This window comes from Mesorhizobium sp. B1-1-5, assembly GCF_006443065.1.
Classification (GTDB): Bacteria; Pseudomonadota; Alphaproteobacteria; order Rhizobiales; family Rhizobiaceae; genus Mesorhizobium.
Genome location: NZ_VFWS01000397.1, coordinates 1 through 1384 on the forward strand (window position 1 = coordinate 1; position 1384 = coordinate 1384).

General features: G+C 68.9%; 1 protein-coding gene. It reads right to left on the reverse strand.

What is annotated here, in order from left to right; genetic code table 11:
- Positions 1-1384: diguanylate cyclase (locus FJ980_RS31735; protein ID WP_140547454.1), on the reverse strand; the 1384-nt coding region annotated here is incomplete at both ends.

Below are 1384 nucleotides of genomic sequence, written 5' to 3' on the forward strand. Positions count from 1 at the left end.
CCGGAATGCGGCGCACCGGTTTCCTCGATGGTGTTGTCGACGAAATCCCACAGCCCCGGATCGCTCAATGTCTGAGCCGCCAGGTTGAAGCCCAGCGTCAGCGCCCCGGCAAGCAGCGCCGGTCCGTGCCGCAAAAGCGCCGTGCGAATGATCCAGCGGTCGAGTTTCGAGGCGATGCCGAAACGCTCGGCCACCGGGATGAATTCGCTCGGCGGCACCAGCCGCCCGTTGCGCGCGGCGAGCCTCGCCAGCACTTCGACGTGCCGGCACTCTTGCCATGGCTTTCCCAGGAGATGGATTTCCTGGCCGAACAGTTTCAGCCGCCCGTCGTCCATGGCATCGACGGTGTCGGCTGCGATGCGCGCCGCATTGAGGCCGGCGGCCCCAGATCGCGCCGCGGCCGAAAACACCGCGAAGCGGTTGCGCCCCGCCGCCTTGGCCGCGTAGCAGGCGTCGTCGGCGCAAGCCAGCGCATCGGCCACGGTGGTCGCGGCGTCATCGATGAAGGCGATGCCGATCGAGGCCGCCAGTCGGCGCGATGACGCGGCCGGGCCGAGATCGGCCTCGCGCACCGCCCCAAGCACGGCGCCGGCGATCCGCTCGGCCTGCACCGCGTCGCAATGCGGCACCAGCAGCGCGAACTCGTCGCCGCCCAGGCGCGCCGCATGCGCCGACGGCGGCAGGCAGCCGCGCATGCCCCCCGCGACGCTCTTCAGCGCCAGGTCGCCGGCGGCATGCCCGGCGAAGTCGTTGAGCGCCTTGAAATAATCGAGATCGACATAGAACACCGCCAGCGGCGCTCCCGCCGCGATATGCTCGCCAAGCAGCCTGTCGAAGGCGGCGCGGTTCCACAGGCCGGTCAGCGCGTCGTGGCGGGCGGCATGGGCCAGTTCCTGTTCGCGCAGCTTGTCTTCGGTGATGTCGCGCACCGTGCCGAGGATCTGGCCGGCGGCACCGGCGGCGGCGACGAAACGCACCAGCGATTCGACATGACGGATATCGCCGTCGCGCCTGATGATGCGATATTGCGCGGCAATGACGCCGTCGGTTTCCAGCGGCGCCCTGTGGGCGCGTTCGGCCGCCTGCTTGTCGTCGGGATGCAGGTAGCTGTGCCATAGGTCGGCCGTCACCTCGTCGGTAACGGCGACAAGGCCGAAAATTTCCCTGGTGCGGGAATCCCAATAGCTTTTGTTGCTGGCGATGTCGTAGTGCCAGATGCCGGTGCCGCTGGCCGCGAGCGCCAGGCGGAAGCGGATGATGACCCGTTCCAGCGCGGCCTCTGCCGCCTTCTGTTTCGAAAGATCGGTCTGCACGCCCATCCGCCGGATCGGTGGGCCATCGCCGTCGCGCTCGACGATGCCGCCGCGGTCGAGCACCCAGACCC